The organism is Nocardioides sp. HB32, from assembly GCF_054058995.1.
Genome location: NZ_JBSSBS010000001.1, coordinates 3,342,274 through 3,365,986, shown reverse-complemented (window position 1 = coordinate 3,365,986; position 23,713 = coordinate 3,342,274). Strand labels below are relative to the sequence as shown.

Below are 23,713 nucleotides of genomic sequence, written 5' to 3'. Positions count from 1 at the left end.
CGCGCGACCTACCGGCCAGCACCACGCGATGGGCCATACTGGATCATGGACAGCCCGCTCGAGAGACCGCTCCGAGTGGTGCTCGCCGATGACGACGTCCTGCTCCGTTCCGGTATCGCCAGCCTCCTGAAGAGGCCGCGGTTCGACGTGGTCGGGGAGGCGGGCGATGCAGCGGGGCTGCTGATGCTGGTCCGGGAGCGGCGGCCCGACCTGGTGGTGGTCGACGTGCGGATGCCACCCACGCAGACCGTGGAGGGGCTCGTGGCGGCCGCGACCATCCGCGAGGAGCTGCCCGGGATCGCCATCGTGGTGCTGTCCGCGCACGTCGACGTCGAGCACGCCATGACGTTGCTGTCGACCGGCCGCAGCATCGGCTATCTCCTGAAGAGCCGGGTCGTCGGCGTGGAGGACTTCCTGGACAGCCTGGTCCGCGTGGCGCACGGCGCCTCGGTGGTCGACACCGCGCTGGTGCAGGAGCTGATCGCGGCGCGCGGGCGCACGGACCCGCTGGGATCGCTGAGCCCACGCGAGCGCGAGGTGCTCGCCCTGATGGCCCAGGGGCGCTCGAACCTCGGCATCGCGCAGGCGCTGTGGGTGACCGAGGGGACCGTCGAGAAGCACGTGCGCAGCATCCTCACGAAGCTGGACCTCGACGAGGCGCCCGTCGACCACCGGCGGGTGCTCGCCGTGCTCGCCTTCCTCAGCTCAACGTGAGCGCAGCGCTGCCGGCGGCCGCTCACCGCCGCCGAACACGGCCTGCATGCTCGCCTGCGTCCGCTTCACCACCTGCTGCGCGCGGGTGAGCGTCGTGCGCCCACGTGAGGTCAGCAGGCTGCCGTCGAGCTGTGCCCCGATGGCCGAGACCTCCGCGTCGTAGCTGGGCAGGGTGTCCGACAGCCCGTCGACGTAGTCGTCGCGCTTGCCCGGCTTCAGCGCGATCACCTTGCCCAGCATCGTGTCCCGGCAGGCCACGACCTGGATGGTCGCGCGGGAGAGCGGCTTCTGCACCGCCTGCCCGTGCGGGTCGGCGAACAACGGGACGAGCGCCGTCACGACCCGGTGCTCCAGGCCGGCCACCTTGAGCACCGCACCCGGCCCCGGTGGCTCGTCGGACTCGGGGTCGCTCGGCGGGCGCCCGATGAGGGCCGTCGCCGTCGCGTGGGCGTCCTGCGCCTGACGGCGCACCACCCTCAGGTCGCGCGCGGCGGACTGCGCGCGTCCCGCGCCGATGTCGGTGAGGGCCTTCGCCAGCGCGGCCTTCGCCTTCGCGACGGCAGCCTTCGGGTCCGAGGCCGCCGTGCCCGGCACGCAGGAGGGGTCGGTCGTCGTCGCCGCGCTCGCGGCGGCCGGGGCGGCCAGGGCTGCGCCCTGCGCGGGCACCGCGCCGAGGACCAGACCGAGGACCGGACCGAGGACCAGACCGAGGACCGCGCCGATCTCGCGTTGCTTCATGGTGATCTCCTCTCAGGATCCACCTAGCGTCCGTCCCGGGAGCGGGCCTGTCGGCGCCGCCAGCGGGAAGGGGTGACTACCGGGTAGCCGGTAGGCCCGGTACCGGCTGGCCGGAAGGTTTGCCGGGCTGGGAAAGAACCCCGGCTGCTTTCGTTGCCGGTGCGAAAGGGCGCCGGTACTTTCGCACCGCATGAGGGGTCACCTCACCGTGGACGAGGCGGCCCGCGCCCTCGGCACGAGCCCCCAGACCGTCCGGACGCTGCTGCGCACGAGCCAGCTCCAGGGGAGCAAGCGCGCTTGGGGCTCCCGGTACGTCTGGGAGGTGAGCGACGAGGGGCTGGAGACGTTCCTCGCGCGCTACGGCCGGCTGGACGGCGTCCGTCGCCGTGGGCCGGTGGCGCCGGCCGCCCTGGTCCTGCGGGACGAGCGGGCGCTCGTGCCGCTGGTACCGGACGAGGAGCCGGAGCCGGAGCCGGAGCCAGAGCCGGAGGAGCCGGAGGACCCGCCCGATCTCCGCCCGCTGCTGCTCCGCCCTCGCGCCCGGGCGACCGCGATGGTCGTGGTGCTCGGACCCGTGCTGCTCGTCACGTACGTCGTCATGCGGACGCTGCCGGACGTCCTCTGGTTCCGCGAGGTCGGGCAGAGTGAGGTGTTCACCCGGACCCTGGTCGCCCGGTTCGAGTTCCGCCTCCTCGTCCTGGTCCCCGTCGCGTTGTTCACCGGCGCCAACCTCGCCGTCGCGCTCCGCGGCGCGCCGCCGACGTACCGATGGGTCGTGCGGATCGGGCGGCTGGCGGCGCCCCTCGTGATCGGCGGGATGTTCGCGTCGGCGGTGGACGGACGCTGGCAGACCTTCGTGCTCTGGAGGCACCGGCAGACGTTCGGGGTCGCGGATCCGGTGCACGGCAAGGACGTCGGGTTCTTCGTGTTCTCCCTCCCGTTCGAGCTGCTGGTCGTCGACCTGTTGCTGTGGCTGGTCGTGGTCGCCGCGGCCTGCGTCGCGATCGCGTACAGCGTGCGCGGGAAGCTCAGCTGGCGGCGCCGGCGACTGACGCTCGATGCCCAGCAGCACCTGGCGTTCCTGGCAGCGGCGTTCCTCCTGACGATCGCCTGGCGACTGCACCTGCAGACCTACCTCCTGGAGCTGCAGCAGCCCTCACCCGACGACTCGGACTCCTTCGCAGGGGCCGACTACGTGGACGTGCACGTGCGGATGCCCGGACTCACGAACCTGTCGATGCTGGCGGTCGTGCTCGCCTTCGCGTGCCTGGCTGCGCCGCTGGTGGCACGCCGCGGCCGCCGTCGGAGGGCGCGGGTCATGGTGGGGGTACCTCTCGTCCTCCTCGTGGCCGGCTCCGTGCTGATCGCGTTGGTGGTCCCGCCCGTGGTGCAGCGGTTCGTCGTCGATCCCAACCCGCTCCTGCGTGAGCAGGCGCTGGTCGCGCAGTCGATCGCGGGGACCCGGGCCGGGCTCGGGCTCGACGGCCTGGATGCGCGGACCTACGCGCCCACCCACCGGTTCACGGCGGCCGACTTCGGCGCACTCAGCCCGCGCCTGCGCAACGTGCAGACCTGGGACAACGACCTGCTCGGGTCGCGGATGCGCGAGCTCGTGACCGACACGCCCTACTTCCGCCCGGAGGACGAGGCCCTCGACATCGTCAGGAGGGACGGACGACGGCAGCCGACGGTGGTGAGCACCCGTGAGCTCGACCTGGCGGGGGTGCCGGAGAACGGCGGGACCTGGGACAACGACCGGCTCGCGTACACCCACGGCTCCGGCCTGATCCGCTTCTCGGCGACGCAGACGGGCGAGGACCGCGGGCCGCGGCTGCTCGCCGGCGGCGTCGGGCTGTCCCAGCCGCGCATCTACTTCGGGGACTTCGCGCCCGTGGCCGGGGGTGTCCAGGACGCCTCCTGGGTGCTGGCCGACACCCGCCGGGCGGAGGTCGACGGACACTCGGCCGCAACGCCGGGAGGTGCGTCGTACCACTACACCGGGACCGGTGGGATCGCCATGTCCAGCTGGGTCCGCCGGGCGGCGTTCGCCGCAGCGCTCGGCAGCAAGCAGATCCTGCTGTCCGACGACATCACGCCGGAGTCGCGCATCCTCCGGCACCGCGACGTCCACGACCGCCTGGACACCCTGGCTCCCTTCATCCACTGGGACTCCAGCGCCGTCCCCCTGACCAGCGACGGACACATCGAGTTCGTCGTCGACGGCTACACGACGAGCTCGTACTACCCCTTTGCGCAGAGGTTCCAGATCGGCGATGCCGCCGTGAGCTACGCGCGCGCGTCGGTCCGCGCGACGGTCGACGCGTTCTCGGGGCGCGTGCGCCTCTACCTGGTGGATCCCGACGACCCGGTCGTCCGGGCCTGGGCCGCCGCGTACCCGTCGCTGTTCCTGCCGGCGGACGCCATGCCCCAGGACCTGCAGGACCGGTTGCGCTACCCGACCCAGCTCTTCACCGCGCAGGCCACCGCGTACGAGACCTACCACGCCCTCGATCCGGGGGTGTTCACGAGCGACTCCGACGCGTGGTCCCGACCGATCGCCCTGTCGGGCCCGATCGAGGTGGCCAGCGGCGTCGACTTCGACCAGTCGGACGAGGACGACCTCCGGCTGACCATGCAGCCGTCGTACTCGTTCTCGTCCCCGCCGGGCGCGACCGAGCCCGGACTGGCGCTCACGACCTACTACGTGCCGAACCAGGGGCAGAACCTGGTGGCGACGCTCACCGGCTGGATCGATCCGTCGGGCCGTCCGCGCCTGACGGCGACGACGCTCCCGCGCGATCCCGTCACCCTCGGCCCCGCCCAGGTGAGCCGGCTGGTCTTCGCCACCCCGCGGGTCAGGAACCTCCTGGGACTGCGGAACCTCGAGGTCCGGGACCTGGACAAGTCCTCGATCGACTCGGTGATCCTCGGACGGCCGCACCTGTTGCTCCTGCCCGGTGGTGTCCTGCAGACGCAGAGCCTGTACGAGGGCTCCCGGGGACCGGGCGCGGCCCGGCTGCTGGGCGTCACGGCGTACATCGACGGACATGCCGGCTTGGGCCCGGACATCGTCAGTGCTGTCCGGCAGGCACTGAACGAACCGCCGGTCGTCGAGCTGCGCAGGCCGCGGGACCCGGCCACGGTGCACCAGTCCGTCCCGATCTCCTTCGACGTCGGGAACGCGGCGCGGGAGACCGTGACCGTCACCTCGCCTGCCGGCCGGGAACAGTTCCGGCGGCACCTGGCCAACGGAACGGGCACGATCCGGTGGACGCCGTCGGCCGCGGGCTGGGCGCACCTGAAGGTGTCGGTCATCGGCCTCGACGAGACCGTCGTCACCGACTCGGCGTCGGTCCGGGTCCTGGGGCACCCACCGTCGGTCCGCTTCCTGGGGAGCCCGGGACGGGCCGAGGTGGGCGATGCCGTCCGGGTGCCCTTCCGCATCCTGTTCGGCCACCGTGCGGTCGTGACCGTCTCCACCCGGTCCGGGATCGCGTTCGAGCGACGGTACGACCTCACCGACGGGCGGGGGGTCGTGTCGTGGACACCCGACGTGCCGGGCCGCGCGACCATCCGCATCCGAGCGCGTGGACAGCAGGACCAGGCGACCACCGTGACGCTGCGGCTCCTGGTCCACGAGCCCCAGGGTGCCGTCGCGCCCCCGCCCGTCCAGCTCCTCCACGTGCCACAGCACCCGACCGTGGGTGTCGCCGGCAGCTATGCGTTCGGGGCCGCCGGCTGCAGCACCGCCCTCGTCGAGATCGAGGGACCGAGCGACGACGTGCCGACCTGGCGGTTCCCCTGCCCGGTCGGTCGCGCCGAGTTCGTCTGGACGCCGGCCCTGCCGGGCCACTACCGGCTCACGACGTCGTCGCGCGCGGGCGGCGGACTGACGTCGACCCAGACCGTGCGCATCGACGTGGCGGCCACGCCGGAACCGCAGCCCGGACCGACAGCACTGGAGGACGGCCGTGCCGAGACCTGACCAGCATCGAGTCGTGCGTCCGCACACGGAGGCGCCATGGGTGCGACACCTGATGACGGCGTCGGGGTGTGCCGGCCTCGGGGTGGCGGTGCACCTCGCGGGGCCCTTCCTCCCCGTCCTGCTGACGACCGCCGGGCTCGGTGCGGGGCTGATCGGGGCGTCCTTCCTGCTGGCGTGGGCGGCGGACGCCGGGGAGGCGGTCTTCTCCGGCGGACTCGTCCTCGCCGCGGTGGCGCTCGTCGGCGTCCTACCCGAGCTCACCATCGAGGTGCACTTCGCCTTCATCCAGCAGGCGGACCTCGTCACCGCGAACCTGACCGGCGCGACCCGGCTCCTGCTCACCGGCGCCATCGCACTTCCGCTCCTCGTCGCGTTCAACGCCCAGCGCCGGGGCCACACTCCACCGCCGGCCGTCCGGGTGGCGGGACATCGACGTCTGGAGTTGGGGATCCTGCTCGTCACCGCGGTCTTCGCGGTCCAGATCATCGTCCGGGGCAGCCTGTCCGTGCTCGACGGCGTCGTCCTCCTCGGTCTGTACGTGTGGTACGCCCGCCGCGTCCAGGGCTCTCCCGACGAGGAGCCGGCCGTCGCCGGGGTGCCGGCGGGCCTGCTGTCGCTCCCGCCGTCCTACCGGCGTCCTGCGGTCGCCGCGCTGATCATCGGGGCGGCCCTCGTCGTCGTCACGATCGCGAGCCCGTTCACCCATGCGCTGCTCCTGACCGGCTCGTCGATCGGTGTCGACCCCTACGTGATGATCCAGCTCGTGGTGCCGGTCGCCACCGAGGCGCCCGAGGTGATCGTCGTCGCGGTCCTGGTGGCCAACCGGCGGCCCGCGCAGGGTCTCGCGCTCTTCCTGGCGTCGTCGGTGAGTCAGTGGACGCTGGGTCTCGGCTCGCTGCCGATCGCGTACCTGGCGGGAGGAGGCGGGTTCTCGCTGCCCCTGGCCGGGCGCGAGCAGCTCGAGCTGGCGCTCACCGGCGCGGTGACGCTCTTCGTCGTCGCGGCGCTCGCCACGTTGCGGCCGGCGCGTGTCGACGCGCTCCTCGCCGCGGGCGTCTACGCCGCGGAGGTGGTGTGGCCGACCACTCCGGTCCGGTTCGCCGGGACCTTCGTGCTGGCCGTCTTCGCGCTGAACCTGCTCCTGGCGCGTCGCCGCCGGCTGCGTGGGCTCCTGCGGGCCGCGTTCGGCAGGGCGCACGCCGCCCCGCCGGCCGGCTGAGGGGCCCCGTCGCTCTCAGGCGGCGAACGGCAGGGTCGCGCGGATCGTGGTCCCCTCACCGGGACGGCTCGACACCGCGATGCTCCCGCCGAGGATCTCGACGCGGTCCCTCAGCCCGATGAGCCCGGAGCCTCGCGTCGGGTCGGCTCCGCCGACGCCGTCGTCGCGGACGGCGACCACGACGGCCCGGTCCCGGACCTCCGCCTCCACCCGCACCAGCGATGCTCCGGAGTGCTTCGCCGCGTTGGTGAGCGCCTCGGAGACGAGGTAGTAGGCGCCGACCTCCACGGGTTCGGGCGCCCGTTGTTCCAGGTGCGCGTCCACCTCCACCGGCAACGGGGACCACCGGGCGAGCGCCTTCAGCGCGGGCTCCAGGCCACCCTCGGAGAGGACGGCGGGATGGAGCCCGCGGGTGAGCCTGCGGAGCTCCTCGAGGATCTCGACCAGGTCGGCGCTGATCCGGCCCAACCGCGAGCGCAGCTCGGTCAGCTCGGGCGGGGTGACCTCCACCGCCCCGTGGACCTCGAGGCCGAGCGAGACCAGTCGTTGCTGCGCGCCGTCGTGCAGGTCCCGCTCGATCCGCTTCCGGACGGCGACCTCGTCGACGGGGGCGGCGCTGGCTTCCACATCACGTCGTCCGATGGTCGCGAGCTGAACGGTCATTCCGGCCACCCGCTGTTCAGGATGACCTCCACGAAGTCCTCCCGCGCGAACGTCGGGTCGTAGTGCTCGAGGACGTCCGCGTTCGGCGTCCCGAAGGTGCTGGCCGGCCGCTGGCGCATGCCGGCGGTGAACGCCGCCAGGATGCGCCGCTTGAAGTCCGGCCGGGGATGCACGGCGACGACCGCCTCCCGGGCCTCGGCAGCGAGGAGCTCGAGACCGATCCCGAGCACGTCGGTCTCCACGCCGGCGGTGACCAGGGCGACCTCGGGTTCGAGGAACTCGGGGATGCCGGGGGTGGTGTGCAGGGCGATGCCGAGCCAGACCATGCGGGCGAGGGCAGCGTCGACGCCGCGCTCGACGAGGAAGTCGCGGGCGGTGTCGGCGCTGTCGACCTCGAACCGCGCCGACGAGGTGCTGCGGTAGGGCTCGGTCAGCCCGACGTCGTGGAACATCGCCCCGGCGTAGAGGAGCTCCAGATCGGGCTCCAGGCCACGCCGCCGGCCGTGCAGCGCACCGAAGAAGTAGACCCGGCGCGAGTGGTCGAACAGGAGGTCGTCCTCGACCTCGCGCACGTACTCGGTGATGTCCCGGGTCAGGGGCGTGTCGGGAACTGGCGGGCCGGCGACGCCGTCAGCTGCGTGAGTGACCACGGCGGTACTCCTCTGGAGGTGGTGGTTCCGCAACGATCGCCGCCGGGCACCAGCCGTCGCATCCGCCACTGGCCAGCCTCACGTACGCATCTACGTCAGTCGTCCGATACCGGATCCGTCCGCCGACGGGCAGCGTTCCCCTCATGGGAGATCGTGAGCACCGGAGCCCGCTGACGGGCCGGGACAGTGAGAAGGCCTTCCTGGACCAGTTGGTCGCCGACGTCCGGTCCGGGGCCAGCCGATCACTGGTCGTCCACGGCGAGGCGGGCGTGGGCAAGACCGCCCTGCTGGAGTACGTCGCCGCCCGCGGTGCCGACGGCAGGCTGGTGCGCGCCTCGGGCGTGCAGTCGGAGATGGAGCTCCCCTTCGCGGCCCTGCACCAGCTGTGCGGTTCGATGCTCGGAAACCTCGACCGCCTCTCGGGCCCCCAGCGCGACGCGCTCGCGACCGCGTTCGGACTGGCGGCGGGCCCGCCGCCGGACCGGTTCCTCGTCGGGCTCGCCACGCTCGGCGTGCTCGCGGAGGAGGCGGCCCAGGGCCCGTTGCTCTGCCTCGTCGACGACCACCAGTGGCTCGACCAGGAGTCCCGTCAGGTCCTGGCCTTCGTCGCCCGGCGTCTCGGGGCCGAGTCGATCGGCCTCGTCTTCGCAGCGCGCGTGCTGGACGACGAGCTGTCGGGCCTTCCGCAGCTGCCGGTCGACGGGCTCGAGGAGCCGGATGCGCGCGCACTCCTGGACTCGGTGCTGACCGGCTCGCTGGACGAACGGGTGCGCAACCAGATCGTGACCGAGACCCGCGGCAACCCCCTCGCCCTGCTGGAGCTGCCGCGGGGCCGCACGGCCGACGACCTGGCGGGCGGGTTCGCGATCCCCCACGGCAGCGGGATCGCAAGGACGGTCGAGAACGACTTCCGCCGTCGGATCAGGGCGCTGCCGGACGACACCCGCCGACTCCTCGTGCTCGCGTCGGCGGACCCGACCGGGGACTCCGGGCTCGTGTGGCGGGGAGCCCGGCACCTGGGCATCAGGGGAGACGCCGCGTCGGCTGCTGCCGACCACGGGCTGGCCGAGTTCGACAGCCGGGTCAGGTTCCGTCACCCGCTGGCGCGGTCGGTGAGCTACTGGTCGGCACCGGCTGCGGAGCGCCAGACCGCGCACCGCGCGCTGGCGGAGGAGACGGACCGGGCGGCGGCCCGGACCGCTACAGCTGGCACCTCGCGCACGCCACGCCGGGCCCCGACGAGGAGGTCGCCGACGAGCTGGAGCGATCCGCTGCGCGGGCCGGGGCCCGGAGCGGCCTGGCCGCGGCGGCGGCGTTCCTCCAGCGGTCAGTGGCTCTGACGATCGATCCGAGGAAGCGCGCCCAGCGGGCGCTGACCGCGGCCGTGGCCCAGTTCCAGGCCGGCGCGTTCGCGGCCACCACCGAGCTGCTCGACCTGGCGGAGGCAGGCCCCCTCGAGGAGCCCGAGAAGGCCCAGATCAGCCTGATCCGCGCCCAGCTGGCCTTCGTCCTCCACCGCGGCGGGGAGGCGCCGGCACTCCTGCTCGCCGCAGCCGTGGAGCTCGAGGCCATCGACCCCGGGTCCGCACGGGCGGTGTACCTCGGTGCCCTGAACGCGGCGACCTTCGCCGGCCGGGCAGCGACCGCGCGCGGAACCGTCCGGGAGGTGGCCCGCACGGCGGGCGTCGCAGCGCGGTCGGGGGAGCCGACCGAGCCGACCGACTGGCTGCTCCTGGCCCTCACGGCGAACTTCAACGAGGGGTACGCCGAGGGCGTCCCGCACTTCCGCCAGGCGCTGGCGTCGTTCGGTTCCGACACGATGACGCCGGACCAGGAGCTGCGGCTGCTGTGGCCGATCAGCTCCGCGGCCCTGCACCTGTGGGAGGACGACCAGTGGTTGACGCTGTCCCGCCGCTACGTGGACCTCGCGCACGCCACGGGCGCCCTGAGCGAGCTGCCCCTGGCACTCAGCACCCGCGCGATGGTGCTGCTGTTCGCGGGCGACCTGACCACCGCGGCTGCGCTGGTCGAGGAGCAGGAGACCGTCACCAGCGCCACCGGGAGCCAGCTCGCGCCGTACAGCGCGATGTGCCTCGCCGCGATGCGCGGCCAGGACGAGACGGCGGAGCGGCTGGTCGAGCTGACCGGCCGCGATGCGGTCGCCAAGGGCGAGGGCATCAGCATCGCCGTGGGGGAGTGGACGCGAGCGGTGCTGTACAACGGCCAGGGCCGGTACGCCGAGGCGGCCGCGGCGGCCCGGGAGGCGCTGTACCACCAGGAGTACCCGGAGCTGCGCTACCCGGGCATCGCCAACTGGGCGGCGGCCGAGCTCATCGAGGCCGCGTGCCGCTGCGGCGACGATGCCCAGGCCGCGGAGGCGGTGGAGTGGCTCACCGAGATGACCTCAGCCAGTGGCACGCCGTGGGCACTCGGCGTGCAGGCGCGGTCGCGTGCGCTCGTGAGCAGCGGGAAGGCGGCGGACGCCGCCTTCCTGGAGGCGATCTCCTGGCTCGAGCACACCCAGGTGCGGGCCGAGCTCGCGCGGACCCACCTCGTGTACGGCGAGTGGCTCCGCCGTGGGCGCCGCCGCACGGAGGCGCGGGAGCACCTGCGGACTGCGCACGAGGCCTTGGACGCCATGGGCATGGAGTCGTTCGCAGCCCGAGCCCGGCGTGAGCTCCTGGCCACCGGCGAGACAGCACGCCGGCGCTCCGCGCCCGCCACCCAGGAGCTGACGCCCCAGGAGGTCCTGATCGCCCAGCTCGCGCGCGAGGGCCTCTCGAACCCGGAGATCGGGAGCCGCCTGTTCATCAGTGCCCGGACGGTCCAGTACCACCTGCGGAAGGTCTTCGCGAAGGTCGGCATCACCTCCCGCAGCCAGCTCGACCGCGTCGAGCTCACGAGCTGAACCCCCGGTCCTCCGTCGCCGGACGAGATGGCTGTCCGGTGGCGGATGCGAAGCAACAGGCGTCCGGGACAGCGTGGTTCCCCGAACCGGTGGGAGCCGGACAGAGGAAGGAAGGAGTCGTCGCATGCGTGACCACGTGGAGGGCTCGAACACGATGAGACCGGACCAGACCCTCGCCGCAGGGCCGGACCCCGCTCGCCTGTGGGTCGCCCGCATCGCCCTGCTGGCGCTGGCCGCAGCGGGTCTCTACCAGGGACTGTGGGCGCAGCTCGCGCCGCAGTCCTTCTTCCAGGACTTCCCGAACGGGATGGGCTGGGTCGCGACCGAGGGACCGTACAACGAGCACCTCGTCCGGGACATCGGAGGGCTCGTCAACGGCATGGCCGTGGTGGCGCTGGTGGCCGCGTGGCGGCCGTCCCGTCCGTTGTTCCTGGCCGCCGGCCTCGGGTGGCTGGTGTACAGCGTCCCGCACTTCGTCTTCCATCTCAGCCACCCGCTCGACGACTCCTCGATGCAGGCACTCAACGTCGTCGTCCTGGTGACGGAGATCCTGCTCCCGCTGCTCGGCCTCCTCGGCGCGACCGCCTCGGCACGGGAGACGAGATGACCACGATGACCGCGGTCCGGGCGCACCGTCGCGGCGGACCGGAGCAGCTGGTCCTCGAGGAGGCCCCGCGGCCGGAGCCCGCAGCCGGTGAGGTCCTGGTCGCCGTGCATGCCGCGTCGATCACGCCGGACGAGCTGACCTGGGACGCCACCTGGACGGACGCGATGCTCCCGGGTGGGCGGGACCGGACCCCGATCATCCCGTCGCACGAGTTCTCGGGCGCGGTGGTGAAGCTGGGTGCGGGCGTCCGTGCGCCGCTGCTGGCCGAAGCCGTCTACGGCCTGATCCCGTTCGTCCGGGACGGCGCCGCCGCGGAGTACGTCAGCGTCCCGGCGGAGGTGCTCGCGACCAGGCCGGCCAGTGTCGACGACGAGCAGGCGGCCGCCATCCCCCTGGCTGCGCTCACGGCGTGGCAGGGCCTGGTCGACCATGCCCGGCTCGAGCGCGGCCAGCACGTCCTGGTGCACGGGGCCGCCGGCGGTGTCGGCACCTATGCGGTCCAGATCGCTGCGCACCTGGGCGCGCGTGTCACCGCGACGGCTCGGGGACAGGACCTGGACTTCGTGAAGGAGCTGGGGGCGGCGACCGCGGTGGACTACCGGACCGAGCGGTTCGAGGACCTCGTTCACGAGGTCGACGCGGTCCTCGACCTGGTCGGCGGCGCGACGCAGTCGCGCTCCTGGCGGGTCCTGCGCCGGGGCGGCATCCTGGTCAGCGTCGTCGCGCCGCCCGAGCCCCGAGAAGCCGAGGAGCACGGAGCGCGGGGCGCGTTCTTCGTCGTCGAGCCCAACCGGGCCCAGCTCCAGACCATCAGCGGGCTCGTCGACGAAGGCGTCCTGGTCCCCGTCGTGGCCGGCGTACGGCCCCTCGCCGATGCGCGGGCCGCCTACGAGGAGCTGGAGACCGGGCACCGCCGGGGCAAGGTGGTGCTCCGTGTCCGCGGGTGAGCGGGACGGCCGGCCGACGGCCCGCACCGAGCTCCGGGAGCGGAACAGCGAGCTGATCGCGCGGCTGGCTGCTGCCGAAGGCCCGGACCGCGAGGAGCTGCTCGAGCAGCTGGTGCTCACCAACCTCGAGGTCGCGAGCTCGGTCGCGCGACGCTACGCGCGGCGCTCCGACCTCGGACCCGACTTCCGGCAGGTTGCGTGCGTCGCGCTGGTCCGCGCGGCACGCGAGTTCGACGCGAGTCGCGGCCACGAGTTCCTGGCCTACGCGATCCCGTGCATGACGGGTGCGATCAAGCGCTACTTCCGCGACTCGGCCTGGGCGATCCGTCCGCCGCGGCCCGTGCAGGAGCAGCACTCCCGGGCGGAGCCCGGCGCCGACCACGTCGTCGCGGGCATCGACGTGGAGACCTGCTTCCGGCCTCGCAGCCTCGACGGCCCCAGGCCCGGCAGGTCGACGCCGATCGGCGCCACGATCGTCGACGAGTGGGACCGGACGTGGGAGCAGGCCGAAGCCCGCCTGCTGCTGTGGCCGCACCTGCGCACGCTTCCCGAGCGCGCGCAGCACCTCCTGCACCGGCGGTTCGTCGACGGGTGGAGCCAGCAGGAGATCGCTGAGGAGCTGGGCGTCACCCAGTACCACGTCTCGCGGCTTCTCACCCGCTACCTCGGCGAGCTGCGTGACCGGCTGGTGGAGGCGGCCTGAGGCGACCTACCTCGACTCGGGGACCACGTCCCGCAGCTGGGCGCGGGAGCGCACGCCGAGCTTCGGGAACGCGTTGTACAGGTGTGTCGAGACCGTCCGGGGGGACAGGTAGAGCGCCGCGGCGATCTCCGGGTTGGTCCGGCCGGTGGCCGCCAGGCGCACCACCTCGCGCTCCTGCGCGGTGAGCCGGGCCCACGCCGACGGCTCGGGGTCGTGGGTCGTCACGCCCGCCGCCCTGAGCTCGGCACCGGCGAGGTCCGCCCAGGCCCTGGTGCCGAGGCGGTCGAACGTCTCGAGTGCATGCTGGAGCTGGTCCCGGGCGTCGGTCGGCCGGTGCCGGCGGCGCAACCACGCGCCGTACTCCAGGTGTGCGTTGGCCAGCTCGAACGGCCACTGCGCGGCGAGCGGGTTGCCGATCGCCTCGACGTGCCAGCGCTCGGCATCGTCGCCGCCGAGCAGGGCTCGGGCGCGGGCGAGCTGGAGCTGGTGGAAGGGGCGTGGCCGCGGCAGCCGGCGCCCGGCCGCCTCGACCACCGTGGCGAGCTGCTCGAGCTCGCCGACGCGGGCCGCGCTCGCCGCGTAGTGGCCGAGCTCGCGGTACGACAGGTGCGGGTGCGCGGCCGCGCCGTCGTCGTCGAAGAGCCCGCTGACCTCGTGCCACGCACCCCGGACGTCGTCCTCGCCCAGGCGGACCCATGACATCGTGATGCCGACCGTGAGGTCGATCGCCACGGCCTCGCCGGGCGGCAGCTCCTGGAGGACCCGGCCGCACAGCTCGCGGGCGACCTCGGTCTCACCACGCAGGGCAGCGACCCGGGCCCGGATCTCGTAGCCGTCGCTGAGACCGTAGCGCTGGTCGCGGGACTCGGCGATGTCCGTGACCAGCCGGCCGGCATCGTCAGCAGCGTCGTAGTCGCCGAGCTGCACCTGCACCAGGGCCAGCGCGATGAGGGTCTGGGCCATCTCCCCGGGAGCATCGGCGGCGCGCATCAGCTCCAGCGAGCGGCCGAGCCGGTCGCGGGCGATCGCGGGCTCGTCGAGCAGCCACGCGGCGGCGCCCAGGAGCATCTCGTGGCTCGCGGCCAGGAACAGCGGGTAGTCCGGGACCGGCGCCCGGTGCACCAGCTCGACGATGTCGTCGGGATCCGACAGCGGGTCGATCAGCATCCGGATCAGGGACCGCGCGGCCGGCAGCATGGCGGGGAAGTCACCCGTCTCCGCCGGGTCGGTGGCGGCGTCGTAGACCTCCAGCCACCGGGCGAGCTCGTCACGGTCCCACGCGGTCCGGTACGCGAGCACGGCGAGCGTGCTCAACGTGCTCCACCCCGAGGGCGGGTCGACCGTGACGACCCGCTCGAGGACGCGCACGAGCGCCCGGCGCGCCGCACTCGACCGGTCGGTCTGGGCCAGGGCGTAGGCAGCAGACTGCGCGGCGCGCGCCTGGACGGACACGTCCTCGGCCTCCAGCTCGAGCCGGCCACCGGCCTCGACCACCCAGTCGAAGCTGCCGGCGTTCACGCTGATCTGCAGGGCCCAGAGCAGTCGCTCCTCGCGGTCGGACCGGTCGGGGCTCAGCTCGGAGGCTCGCGCCATCAGCCGCCCCGCCTCGGCGCTCGCTCCTCGACGGGTCGCCAGCGACGAGGCGGTGACGAGCGCCCGGGCCACGTCCTCGTCCGGCACCACCGTTGCCTCGGCGCGGTGCCAGGCCGCACGCTCGACGTCGTCCTCGTAGGCGGCGGCCAGCGCGGCGTGGGCCGCCATCCGGTCGGTCGTGGTCGCGAGACCGCCCACCGCGGCGGCCACGAGCGGATGCCGGAAGGTCACGACGTGGTCGACCACGGTGACGAGACCGGCCGCCTCGGCCGGCGCCAGCGCCGCGACGAGCTCGGCGGCGTCCGTGGTCCGGCCCAGGACCGCGAGATCGCCGACACCGGTCGCCGCCAGGAGGAGCGCCGACCGGGTGGCGGCCGGCAGCTCGGCCACCTGTTCCCTGAACGCCGTCTCGACGCTCGAGGGGGCCGTCTCGCCGGCGCCGTCGGAGGCGGCTCGACCGAGCTCGAGCAGCGCGAGCGGGTTCCCGGCGGCTCGCTCGATCACCCACGCCGGCGGGCTGGCGACGCCGGCCCGCCGGAGCAGTACCCGCGCGTCGCGGTCGGTCAACCCGGGCAGCGCCAGGTGCGTGTGGTGCCGCAGCGGTGCGGGCGGGACGTCCGCGCGGGTCGCGGCGAGGACGGAGATGTCCGACCCCGCCAGCCGGTTCGCGACGAAGCCGAGCACCGACAGCGTGCTGTCGTCACACCACTGCAGGTCGTCGGCGACGAGGACGACGGCCCGCGACTCACTGACCTGCTCGAGCCAGGCGAGGACGTCGAGCCGGAGCCGCAGGGGGTCCACGACCGTGGCCCGGTCCGGGTCAGGCACGACGTGGTCGAGGACCTCCTCGGCGTCGGGCGCGCTGGCGAGCAGGTCGACGAGGACGCCGAACGCCAGGTCGCGGTCGCTCTCGTACCCGGTCATGCGCAGCACGAGCCAGCCGTCGGCCGCCAGGGCACGGGCGGCCACCGTCAGCACCGAGGTCTTCCCCGAGCCCGGCAGGCCCGTGAGCACGACCGTCCGGTCGCCGGCCGCGAGCAGGTCGCGCACGGCGACCAGGACCGGGTCCCTCCCCACCAGGCCGTCGAGCTCGCCAGCCCAGAATCCGCTCCCGTACGGGCTCACCCATGCACCATAGGTCGCGAAGCTCGCTTCGTGGAGGGTCGGCGTCGACGGACGCGACGTGCGGCTCGCCTACCGGCCGGCGCCGTGGTCGGTGATCTCGGCTGTCGCCGGCCACTGGGTGGAACGGAACAGCCACACCAGGGGCGGGAGCACGACGACGGCGGCGAGACCGACCGCGACCAGCAGGCCGACGAGCGTCGCGCGTGCGCCCGCTCCCTGCTCGATGGTGACCTCGTCGACCAGCAGCCACGGGTACTGCCCGAGGCCCCAGCCCAGCAGCACGGACCCGACCGCGAGCACGGCGGCGACCCGGGCGGCGGCGTACCGGTGCCGGACGAGCAGCACGAGCGTGGCGACACCGGCCAGCCCGGACAGCGCGACGAGCGGAGCGGCGCGGCCGGTGAGGCCGTCGGCCAGGGTCGGCGCGTCGTGGAGGATCGGGACCAGGGCCGCGAAGACCAGCGCACCCGTGGCCACGCCGACGCCCACGGTCCGCCGGCGGAGCGTCCGTGCCAGCGCGACGCGTCCGGCCCGGGCGGCGTCCGCCGTCAGGAAGACGCCCGCGAGGAAGGCGCAGGTCCCGACCGCGATCGCACCGCCGAAGAGCGACGTCGCGTTCAGCCAGGAGTGCCAGCGGTCGCCGTACCCCTCGGCGGGCACCCGGCCGGAGGCGATCGCACCGGCGATGGTCCCGAGGAAGAACGGCGCGAGCAGGGACGAGGCGGCGAAGACAGCGCCGAAGACCCGCGCCTGGCCGAGGGTGCCGGAGTACTTGCGGAACGCGAACGCCGCCCCCCGCAGCACGATGCCGAGCAGCGCGAGCAGGAACGGTACGAAGAGCGTCGTGGTTGCTGCGGCGAACGTCTCCGGGAAGCCGGTCCACCAGGTCACGAGCACGTAGACCAGCCACACGTGGTTGGCCTCCCAGACCGGCCCGATGCTCTCGTCCACCTGGGTCCGGACCGCGGCGCCGCGGGCGCTGCCCCCGGCGGTGAGGTCGAACCAGCCGGTGCCGAAGTCGGCGCCGCCGAACAACCCGTACGCCAGCACCCCGGCGAAGAGCGCCGCGGCCACGAGCTCGGGGAGGCTCACCGTGGAACCTCCTCCGGTCCGTACGGACTCGGCAGGTGCTCCTCGCCGGCCCGCCAGCGCCGCGCCATCGAACGCAGCACGACGTACGCCGCGACGGTCATGCCGAGGTACAGCAGGCAGGCACCCGCGAAGCTCCACCAGATGCCGGGGTTGTCGGTCGCCGCGGCAGGGGTGCGCAGCACGTGCCACACGGTCCACGGCTGCCGCCCGACCTCGGTGGCGACCCACCCGCTCTCCAGGGCCAGGACTGCCAAGGGCCCGGCCAGCACGGCTCCCAGCAGCACCGGTCGGTGGGCGAGCGGGTCCCGGCCCCGCCAGCGGGCGATCCAGAAGACGACCACGGCGACCGCGAGCAGCGTGCCGATCCCGACCATGGTCTGGAAGGCCACGTGGGTGACGTTCACCGGCGGCCAGTCCTCCCGCGGCACCGTGTCGAGCCCGGCGACCGGCTTGCGGAACGAGCCGCGCGCGATGAACGACCCCCAGCGGGGGATCGCCAGGTAGAAGCGCGGGTCGCCGTCGACGAGCAGCCCGCCCATGCGCAGCGGTGCGGGCTGCTCGGTGGTGGTGGCCAGCTCGAACGCCGCGAGCTTCGCCGGCTGCGTCTCCCCGAGCCGCATCCCGAGCACGTGGCCGATCACCGGCTGCACGACCGCGGCCACCGAGGCGAACCCGAAGGGCACCGTGAAGCCGAGCCGGTGGTGGTCGTCGCGGCGGCCACGGAGCATGCCGGCGGCGTAGACGGCGGCGACGACGAAGCCGACCACCATGAACGCTCCCACCCACATGTGGGCGAAGCTCAGGACGGTGCCGCTGCTGAACAGGACCGCCCACGGGTCGACGTCCGTGACCTGGCCGTCGACGACCCGGAACCCGGTGGGCATGTTCATCCAGGCGTTCACCGAGATCACGCAGTAGCTGCCGACGATCCCGGCGACAGCCATCGGGAGCAGCAGCAGGAGGTGCCGTCGCGGCGGCATCCGGTCCCAGCCGTAGAGGTAGAGACCGAGGAAGATCGCCTCGACGAAGAACGACAACCCCTCGAACGCGAACGGAAGGCCGAGCACGTCGCCGTACGGCCCCATCAGCCCGGGCCAGAGCAGCCCCATCTCGAAGCTGAGCACGGTGCCGGACACCGCCCCGATCGCGAACAGGACCGCGGCGACCTTCGACCATCGCCGTGCCAGCCGCAGGGCGACGGCGTCGTCGCGGACCACGCCGCGCCGGTGGACGACGAAGATCATCGTGGGGAACGCGACACCGAAGCAGGCCAGCACGATGTGCCAGCCCAGCGAGACGGCCATCTGCTCGCGCGCCGGTAGCAGCGCGGCGGGGTCGGCGGTGAGCGCACCGAGCAACAGGTCCGGCATGCGCGGCCGGTACCCGACTCACGTCCTCCCACGCGCGTGCTCGCGCGCCGCTGCGGGCACCGTCACGTCATGGCTGACCAGCTCGACGCCTACCGCCACAAGCGGGACTTCGCACGCACCCCCGAGCCCGCGGGAGAGGTCGCGGCCGACGGTGCGGGACGGAGGTTCGTGGTCCAGCGACACCGGGCGAGCCGGCTGCACTACGACCTGCGGTTCGAGATCGACGGCGTCCTGGTCAGCTGGGCGGTCCCGAAGGGACCGACGCTCGACCCAGCGGCCCGCCGCCTGGCGGTGCACGTCGAGGACCACCCGGTGGAGTACCTGCACTTCGAGGGCGTGATCCCGTCGGGGGAGTACGGCGGGGGCGACGTGATCGTGTGGGACACCGGCACCTGGGAACCCGTGCACACCGCGGACCCGGGCGCCGCCGTGCGGTCCGGCGAGCTGCACGCGGAGGTGCACGGCGAGAAGCTGCACGGCCGCCTGGTCCTGGTCCGCCGCGGCGAGGGTGAGGAGTGGATGCTCCTGCACAAGCACGACGCGCACGCCGTCGACGGCTGGGATCCCGAGGACCACCCTCGCTCGGTGCTCAGTGGTCGCACCAACGAGGAGGTCGAGGCGGATCCGGACCGGCTCTGGCGGTCCGACGCTCCGGCCGCGGAGGCGAGCGTGTCGCTGCTCCCCGAGCCGCTGCCCGACGCCGCCATCGACGCCCTCGGGGCGCTGGGACACCAGGGCACCTGGGAGGTCTTCGGCCGCCGGGTGAAGGTCACCAACCTCGACAAGGTGCTGTTCGGGGGCGACCCGCCGATCACGAAGCGGGAGCTGCTCGCCTACACCGCGCGGATCGCGCCGTACGCGCTGCCGTACCTGGAGGGGCGCCCGTTGAACATGCACCGCTATCCCGACGGCGCCGACGGCAAGGGGTTCTGGCACAAGCAGCGCCCGGAGCACGCTCCTGAGTGGCTGAGGTGCTGGGAGAACCCCGACGCGGACGAGGGCGAGACGACCGCGTACGTCGTGCCGGACGAGCCGGCCGCACTCGTCTGGGTCGCCAACTTCGGGGCGCTCGAGTGGCACCCGTGGACCTCGCGCGCCGAGGCCCCGCACGAGCCGACGTACGCCCTCGTCGACCTGGACCCGGGGGAGCGGACCAGCTGGGACGAGCTGCTGGTGCTGGCGCGGCTGCACCGCACGGCGCTGGAGCACCTCGGTGTGGCGGCGCGACCGAAGGTCACCGGGCGGCGCGGGATCCAGGTGTGGATCCCGCTCGTCGCGGGCTACACGTTCGACGACACCCGGGCCTGGGTCGAGAAGCTGTCGCGGACGGTCGGGAAGGTCGTCCCCGAGCTGGTGAGCTGGAAGTGGGAGGTCAAGGCGCGCCGGGGCCTGGCGCGGCTCGACTACACGCAGAACGCGATCAACAAGACGCTGGTGGCGCCGTACTCGCCGCGGCCGGCAGCCGGCGCCCCGGTCTCGGTGCCGATCGGGTGGGACGAGCTCGACGACCCGGACCTCCGGCCCGACCGGTGGACCATCCGGACGGTCCTGGACCGGCTCGCCGATCGCGGCGACCCGTTCCGGGCGCTGCTCGGCGCCGCCCAGGAACTGCCCGAGATCACCTGAGCAGTGCTCCCTACCGCGACCCGGTCGCCCGGAGCCTGGTGGAGATCGGCTCGAGCGCGATGACCAGCTCGCCGAGCTCGCCCTCGTCGAGCCCGGTGTACGGCGCCTCCGCCAGCGCGTCGGTCAGGGCCTCGATCCGCTCCTTGGTCGCACGCCCGGCTCCGGTGAGGTGGCCGGAGGCATCGACGAGGCCGCGGTCGCGCAGCCCGCCCATGACCGTGGCCAGCCTGGCTCGGGGGAGGTGGTGGATGCGGCCGAACGACTCCGCCGGGTGGATGCCCATCTCGAGGGCGCTGAGCACGTGGGCCTCGGTACCGCCGATCCGCTCCGACACCAGGGCCACGATGTGGCCGTCCCCGCGGTGTTCGCGCAGCATGTTGGCGGCGTGCCAGAGCCGGGCCACGGGCTCCTCGGGCACCGGCAGCGCGCGCAGGCCGGCGTACATCACACGCCCCTCGGTCGGCGCGCTCGTCGAGGCCCGGGCGAGGAGGTCGCCGGCCCGGGCGAACCCGGCGGTCTCCACGAGGTCGCCCAGGATTCGGCGCAGTGCCGTCACGCAGCCCTGCTCGCGCGCGGCGTGCGCTGCCGCCGGCGTGGTCGTGTCCCAGACCCGGGGGATGTGGCGGGCCGCCTCGCCGTCGGCGAAGTTGTAGAAGGCCGCATGGACCACCTCGGCGGGGACCAGTCCGAGCGGCGCCGCGCGACCGGCGAAGTAGCCGTCCCAGTAGTTGTCGAAGCCGAGCGCCGCCATCGAGTCGTTCGGCTCGTCGGAGAAGAAGTTGACCAGCGAGATCGGCTCGGTGAGGTCGTACAGCCGCCTGGCAACGGGCTCTCGGTGCTGCATCCTCGTCGTCTCCTGTGCTCGTGGTGGCCGTCTGTCACGAGTACCACGAACAGGTCGAACCCGATACGACAGCTACCCGCGTCGTACGGCGAGGGCCGCCACGTCGTCGTCGCGGGTCGGGTCGCGCACCTCGTCGACAACGGCCTCCAGCCAGGTGTCGAGGGCGGGGGCGTCGATCCGCCGGCACGCGTCGACCAGCCGGTCCATGCCGGCGTCGGTGTCCTCACCGCGCCGTTCGACGAGCCCGTCGGTGAACAGCAGGGCGACGTCGCCCGGGTCGAACGGGACGGTCACGACGTTGCGGGCACCGCCGCCGGCGCCGAGGAGCATGGTCTCCGCATGGGTGACCACCTCGATCGAGCCGCCGGGGCGCAGCAGCAGCGGGGCGGGGTGCCCCGCACTGATCAGCTCGAGGGTGCCGGCGGCCGGGTCGGCGAGGGCGTAGGCGATCGTGACGAGGTGCTCGAGGTCGAGCCGGTCGAAGACCAGGTCGAGGCCGGTCAGCACCGACTCCGGCGCCGGGTCGAGCGCGATGAGGGTGCGGATCGCCGACCGCATCTGCGCCATCACCGAGGCGGCCTGCACGCCCCGGCCCATCACGTCGCCGACGAACGCCGCGATCCGGCCGCCGCCGAGGTCGACCACGTCGTAGAAGTCACCGCCGGCGTCGGTGCGCCCGGAGGGCTGGTAGACGACCGCGGTCTCCCAGCCGGCCAGCTGCGGCAGCCGTTCGGGCAGCACGGCGTGCTGGAGTCGCAGCGCGACGTCGCGGACCTCGGAGTGCAGCTGGGCGTTGTCGATCGCGATCGCCGCCCGCCTCGCCAGGTCCTCGGCGAACGCCAGGTCGTCGGCGTCGAAGCGCCGGCTGCCCTCGCCGGCGACCCAGGTGACCACGCCGAGCGCGCGGTCCCCGGCGATGAGCGGGCAGGACATCATGCTGCGCGGCGCGACGTCCCGCAGCAGCCGGAGGTGCTCGTCGTCGACCGCCCGCGCCTCGAGCATCTCGTCGGTGATGTCGGGCACCAGCACCGACTGGCCGGTGCGCAGCACCTCGCCGGGGCTGGCGTACGCGTCCGGCTCGGGCGGGTAGTCGGTCTGCAGCCGGTCGACCAGGTCGCCCTGACCGGTGTCGGCGTGCGCGAACGCGATCGTGCGCAGCCGGCCGTCCTCCGCCACCACCACCGCGCACCAGTCCGCGAACCAGGGCACCGCGGCCTCGGCCACGGCGGCGAGCGTCGTCTCGTAGTCGAGGTCGCCAGAGAGCCGGACCGTCGCCTCCGCGAGGAACGCCAGCTTCGTCTCGCGGTCGTGGGCGGCTGCCTGCGCCTGGATCCGGTCGATCGCGTGGGCGCACATCTCGGAGAGCAGCGTGAGGAACGCGAGCTCCGGGGCGTCGAACCGACGCCGGCCCGGGAACGACATGGTCACCGCGCCGAGCTCTCGGTCGCCGACCACGAGCGGAAGGCACACCATCGACCGCTCCCCGGTGGCCGCGCGCTCGAGGTCCGGGTAGCGCGCGGCGATCTCGTCGCGCCCGTGCAGCACGAGGACCCGGCGGTTGCGGAGGCACTCGGCGGCCGGCGTCCGGCTGGCACGGGGGAACGACGTCCAGCGGTCGGCCACCCCCGGCGTACCGCCCTTGATCGCGACCAGGGTCAGCGTCTCGTCGTCGACGACCAGGGAGATCGAGCCGACCGTCGCGCCGGCGGCGTCGGTCATCTCGTCGGTGACGACGCGCGCGACGTCCTGAAGGGTGCGGGCGGCGAGCAGGTCGGTGCTGACGTTCGCGAGCCGGTTCAGCCGTCGGGTCAGGATGCGCGCGTGCTGGGTGTCCTCCGCGAGCAGCAGCACGCCGGTCACCCGCTTCCCGTCGTACACGGGCGACCACGACGTCGCGAGCTCGCGGACGTGCTGCCCGGAGCACCGGGCGGAGAGCTCGCCGCTCCACGTGGCACCCATGAGCACCCGTGCCGAGATCTCCTCGGCCGCGCCGACCTCGGCCTCCTCGAACAGCCGCTCCCGCAGCATCGACCCGACCAGGTCGTCGGGCCCCGAGCCGAACAGGGCGGTCGCGGCGCGGTTGGCGTAGACGATCCGCCCGGTGTCGTCGGCCGCCAGGGCGGCGACCATCAGGTCATCGAGCAGCTCCGCGGACGGTTGCCACGCCATGGGCCGATGCTCCCATGCAGCGGGGTACCGCGGAGTGGTTCCGCACAGGATCAGACCACGCGGACCGGGGTCCGTCGCGTGGCGAAGTCCCAGACCCGCTTCGACAGCTCCCGACTCAGCCGGATGCAGCCGTGCGACGACGCCAGATTCGTGCCGAGGAGCCAGTCGGCGTGGATCTGCCTGCCGGTGGCCTTGGACCGGGGGATCCGGTGGAAGCCGATCCCGCACGGCGCGAACCGCACGAAGTCGTCCAGCCAGACGTCGCCGCTGGTCGACTGGTTGAGCTTGATCCGCGCAGCCCGGCCGCAGTAGGAGCCGACGCCGTACGAGCCCCGGTGCAGCACGGAGGGGTTGTCGACCATCGGACCCTGGTCCGCCACGCCGCCCTTCGGGCCGACCAGCCAGACCCAGTTCTGGTGCTGCGAGACCACGATCCGTCGTCCGGACCCGGAGTGACCGGGGACCGGGCGCACGTCGCACCGCGGCGCGTCATCGTCGGCCAGGCGCTGCCGGGTCCGGGCGTCCAGGTGGCCGCTCTGCCGCACGCCCTCGCGGGACTGGAACCGGATCACCGCCGACCGGGTCCACTGCCCGACCTCGCCGTCCGCCGGGCCGGCGTGGCAGCCCAGGTGGTTGAGCCGCTGCTGCGCCGTCACGACCCAGTCCGGCGCCGCGGACGCCGGCGACGGCGCGGTGGAGGCGAGCAGGAGGGCGGCCAGGAAGGCGATGGCGCGGTGCACGACCTCATGGTGCCAACTTC

18 protein-coding genes are annotated in these 23,713 nt (G+C 73.5%); 9 read left to right on the top strand and 9 right to left on the bottom strand.

Annotated elements, in window-relative coordinates:
- Positions 1-45 precede the first annotated feature (45 nt).
- On the top strand, positions 46-714 hold the full coding sequence (locus ACVW2K_RS17010) for a response regulator (RefSeq protein ID WP_036570745.1): 669 nt from the start codon (positions 46-48) through the stop codon (positions 712-714).
- Here the strand turns inward: ACVW2K_RS17010 and ACVW2K_RS17005 are convergent.
- Positions 706-1,452, bottom strand: coding sequence for a hypothetical protein (locus ACVW2K_RS17005; RefSeq protein WP_457203325.1), 747 nt, complete (start codon positions 1,450-1,452; stop codon positions 706-708). The two genes, ACVW2K_RS17010 and ACVW2K_RS17005, sit on opposite strands and share 9 nt — an antisense overlap.
- 190 nt (positions 1,453-1,642) lie before the next feature.
- On the opposite strand from ACVW2K_RS17005, the gene ACVW2K_RS17000 reads away from it, so the two are divergent.
- Both ACVW2K_RS17000 and ACVW2K_RS16995 read left to right on the top strand, forming a co-directional pair.
- Positions 1,643-5,437, top strand: a complete 3,795-nt coding sequence (locus tag ACVW2K_RS17000; RefSeq protein ID WP_457203324.1) for a UPF0182 family protein — start codon at positions 1,643-1,645, stop codon at positions 5,435-5,437.
- Positions 5,438-5,450: 13 nt separating this feature from the next.
- A complete protein-coding gene (locus ACVW2K_RS16995) occupies positions 5,451-6,656 on the top strand; it encodes a hypothetical protein (protein ID WP_457203323.1) in 1,206 nt (401 codons plus the stop codon).
- A 15-nt stretch (positions 6,657-6,671) separates the two neighbouring features.
- Here the strand turns inward: ACVW2K_RS16995 and ACVW2K_RS16990 are convergent, their stop codons facing one another.
- Together ACVW2K_RS16990 and ACVW2K_RS16985 are read right to left on the bottom strand one after the other, a co-directional pair.
- Complete coding sequence (locus ACVW2K_RS16990) at positions 6,672-7,319, bottom strand: sensor histidine kinase (protein ID WP_457203322.1); 648 nt, start codon at positions 7,317-7,319, stop codon at positions 6,672-6,674.
- Entirely contained in the window at positions 7,316-7,969 is a 654-nt protein-coding gene (locus tag ACVW2K_RS16985; protein ID WP_457203321.1) for an HD domain-containing protein, read from the bottom strand. The genes ACVW2K_RS16990 and ACVW2K_RS16985 overlap by 4 nt, the downstream gene beginning before the upstream one ends.
- A gap of 143 nt (positions 7,970-8,112) precedes the next feature.
- Here ACVW2K_RS16985 and ACVW2K_RS16980 point away from each other — a divergent pair, with 143 nt between their 5' ends.
- The 5 genes from ACVW2K_RS16980 (at position 8,113) to ACVW2K_RS16960 (ending at position 13,134) form a co-directional block, all read left to right on the top strand.
- Positions 8,113-9,309 carry an AAA family ATPase gene (locus ACVW2K_RS16980; protein WP_457203320.1) on the top strand — a complete coding sequence of 399 codons (1,197 nt, stop codon included), beginning with the start codon at positions 8,113-8,115 and terminating at the stop codon, positions 9,307-9,309.
- Complete coding sequence (locus ACVW2K_RS16975; RefSeq protein ID WP_457203319.1) at positions 9,300-10,877, top strand: helix-turn-helix transcriptional regulator; 1,578 nt, start codon at positions 9,300-9,302, stop codon at positions 10,875-10,877. The genes ACVW2K_RS16980 and ACVW2K_RS16975 overlap by 10 nt, the downstream gene beginning before the upstream one ends.
- Positions 10,878-11,001: 124 nt before the next feature.
- Positions 11,002-11,484, top strand: coding sequence for a DUF4345 family protein (locus ACVW2K_RS16970; protein WP_457203318.1), 483 nt, complete (start codon positions 11,002-11,004; stop codon positions 11,482-11,484).
- Positions 11,481-12,431, top strand: a complete 951-nt coding sequence (locus ACVW2K_RS16965) for an NADP-dependent oxidoreductase (RefSeq protein WP_457203317.1) — start codon at positions 11,481-11,483, stop codon at positions 12,429-12,431. Before ACVW2K_RS16970 ends, ACVW2K_RS16965 begins: the two co-directional genes overlap by 4 nt.
- Complete coding sequence (locus ACVW2K_RS16960) at positions 12,418-13,134, top strand: sigma-70 family RNA polymerase sigma factor (protein WP_457203316.1); 717 nt, start codon at positions 12,418-12,420, stop codon at positions 13,132-13,134. The genes ACVW2K_RS16965 and ACVW2K_RS16960 overlap by 14 nt, the downstream gene beginning before the upstream one ends.
- A 6-nt stretch (positions 13,135-13,140) precedes the next feature.
- Here the strand turns inward: ACVW2K_RS16960 and ACVW2K_RS16955 are convergent, their stop codons facing one another.
- The 3 genes from ACVW2K_RS16955 to ACVW2K_RS16945 form a co-directional block, all read right to left on the bottom strand.
- Positions 13,141-15,852 carry a LuxR C-terminal-related transcriptional regulator gene (locus ACVW2K_RS16955; RefSeq protein ID WP_457203315.1) on the bottom strand — a complete coding sequence of 904 codons (2,712 nt, stop codon included), beginning with the start codon at positions 15,850-15,852 and terminating at the stop codon, positions 13,141-13,143.
- Positions 15,853-15,921: 69 nt separating this feature from the next.
- Positions 15,922-16,944 (bottom strand): cytochrome d ubiquinol oxidase subunit II, encoded by a 1,023-nt coding sequence (locus ACVW2K_RS16950; protein ID WP_457203314.1) that lies wholly within the window; start codon positions 16,942-16,944, stop codon positions 15,922-15,924.
- Entirely contained in the window at positions 16,941-18,314 is a 1,374-nt protein-coding gene (locus ACVW2K_RS16945; protein ID WP_457203313.1) for a cytochrome ubiquinol oxidase subunit I, read from the bottom strand. The genes ACVW2K_RS16950 and ACVW2K_RS16945 overlap by 4 nt, the downstream gene beginning before the upstream one ends.
- Before the next feature lie 69 nt (positions 18,315-18,383).
- On the opposite strand from ACVW2K_RS16945, the gene ligD reads away from it, so the two are divergent.
- The gene (gene ligD / locus ACVW2K_RS16940) at positions 18,384-19,940 is read left to right on the top strand and encodes a non-homologous end-joining DNA ligase LigD (protein ID WP_457203312.1); all 1,557 of its coding nucleotides are present in this window, start codon (positions 18,384-18,386) and stop codon (positions 19,938-19,940) included.
- 10 nt (positions 19,941-19,950) lie between these two features.
- On the opposite strand, the gene ACVW2K_RS16935 is transcribed toward ligD, so the two are convergent.
- The 3 genes from ACVW2K_RS16935 to ACVW2K_RS16925 all read right to left on the bottom strand — a co-directional run bounded on the left by ACVW2K_RS16935 (position 19,951) and on the right by ACVW2K_RS16925 (position 23,693).
- Positions 19,951-20,784, bottom strand: a complete 834-nt coding sequence (locus ACVW2K_RS16935; protein WP_457203311.1) for an SCO6745 family protein — start codon at positions 20,782-20,784, stop codon at positions 19,951-19,953.
- 72 nt (positions 20,785-20,856) lie between these two features.
- Positions 20,857-22,953, bottom strand: coding sequence for a SpoIIE family protein phosphatase (locus ACVW2K_RS16930; protein ID WP_457203310.1), 2,097 nt, complete (start codon positions 22,951-22,953; stop codon positions 20,857-20,859).
- A 50-nt stretch (positions 22,954-23,003) separates the two neighbouring features.
- The gene (locus ACVW2K_RS16925) at positions 23,004-23,693 is read right to left on the bottom strand and encodes a L,D-transpeptidase family protein (RefSeq protein WP_457203309.1); all 690 of its coding nucleotides are present in this window, start codon (positions 23,691-23,693) and stop codon (positions 23,004-23,006) included.
- Positions 23,694-23,713 lie beyond the last annotated feature (20 nt).